Source organism: Proteus sp. Marseille-Q3619, assembly GCF_965283115.1.
The window spans coordinates 1-1,232 of record NZ_CBDIMP010000009.1; the positions used below are offsets into that span (position 1 = coordinate 1).

The following is a 1,232-nucleotide window of genomic DNA, read 5'->3' on the forward strand; positions in this document are numbered from 1 at the left end:
TTCAATCTCTCTTCCATCAATAAAGAGTTTGCTAATATTAATAAAATAAGGTGAGCTATTTGATACTACAAGATTGTTATTCTTTGATGACCATTTTAACTCTTTGATTTCTTTTTCAATATTGTCATTTTTTAGAGATTGTGGTCTGTAAATCAACTTAATTCTATTTGTCATTGAATAACGCAAAACATTTTCTAAATTTTCATTGCTTGGTGCGACAAACTTAACATTGATCCAATACATGGATTCAATATCATTAGGCAGTGTTGTATTTTTAGTAACTTGTAGTGTATTTTTTTGTTGCGACATTAATTTAATTAATGGTGGAGTGATCACAAAATCTTGAGTGAGTTTGCCATTGAGATCTTCAACCCAGGATTGTAATAAATAATTAGTATTTTTATCACTGTTAAATGCAACAAAACCTTCATTTTTATTTGTTTCATTATAAACAACGCGAGTTGTTTCTAAACCAAATCCAGCAAAGCTTGATGTTATTGAGCTGAATATTAACCCCAGTCCTAAAAGTGTTTTTTTAAATTTCATCGGTAAATACCTTTTTAATAAAAGCAGGTTAACAGAATTATTAACCTGCGATTTTTTATTATTGATAAGTCAATGTATAATTCAATGTTGCATCAGCACGGCCAGCTTCTACGTTATTGCTTGTACTAACGTATTTAGCAACAAAATAAAGTGTTTTAGATTTAAGATCACCCGTATCTTTAATTTTATATTCTCTCGTTATATTGAGATCGAAAGGTGTGCTTAAATCATCTCTATCATAAATATGGATACCAACATTTTTTGCTGTATTCGAACCATTAGGATCATCTAAGGCTAAGATTTGATCTGAGCTACTATCTGTTTTACCTTCTAGCTTTAATTTTACAGTACCTTGTGGTGGGCAATTAATTAAAGAGATATCTAATTTACCATTACCATTAGCTCCGCCAACTTCACTACCGGTACGATCAAATTCACTTGTTGCATAACGTCCCATATTAACGTTACCGTCAGAGCCAGAGCCATTAATATCAATAGTGCAAGTAGATGAATAAATTAAACCTGAAAAAGAAATTTGTCCTGTTTGCTCATCAGCGGAAACTGTTGCACTTGCCGTTATTGCTGAAATAAGAAAAGCCATTGGAAGCAGTTTTTTTGTTAAAATAGGCATTTTTAACCCCTAGTGATTGATATAAAAAGTATTTAATAAATCATATTAATCGCTA

General features: G+C 30.9%; 2 protein-coding genes. Both read right to left on the bottom strand.

What is annotated here, in order from left to right:
• On the bottom strand, window positions 1–546 hold a 546-nt coding region (locus ACWPWK_RS19020; protein ID WP_454209246.1), incomplete at its 3' end, for a fimbrial biogenesis chaperone.
• A 58-nt stretch (window positions 547–604) separates the two neighbouring features.
• Window positions 605–1,177, bottom strand: a complete 573-nt coding sequence (locus tag ACWPWK_RS19025; RefSeq protein ID WP_109372635.1) for a fimbrial protein — start codon at window positions 1,175–1,177, stop codon at window positions 605–607.
• Window positions 1,178–1,232: the final 55 nt, after the last annotated feature.

Bases quoted from the DNA above. Each gene is read 5' to 3' on its own strand.
- ACWPWK_RS19025 (WP_109372635.1), bottom strand. From the start codon at position 1,177: ATGCCTATTTTAACAAAAAAACTGCTTCCAATGGCTTTTCTTATTTCA.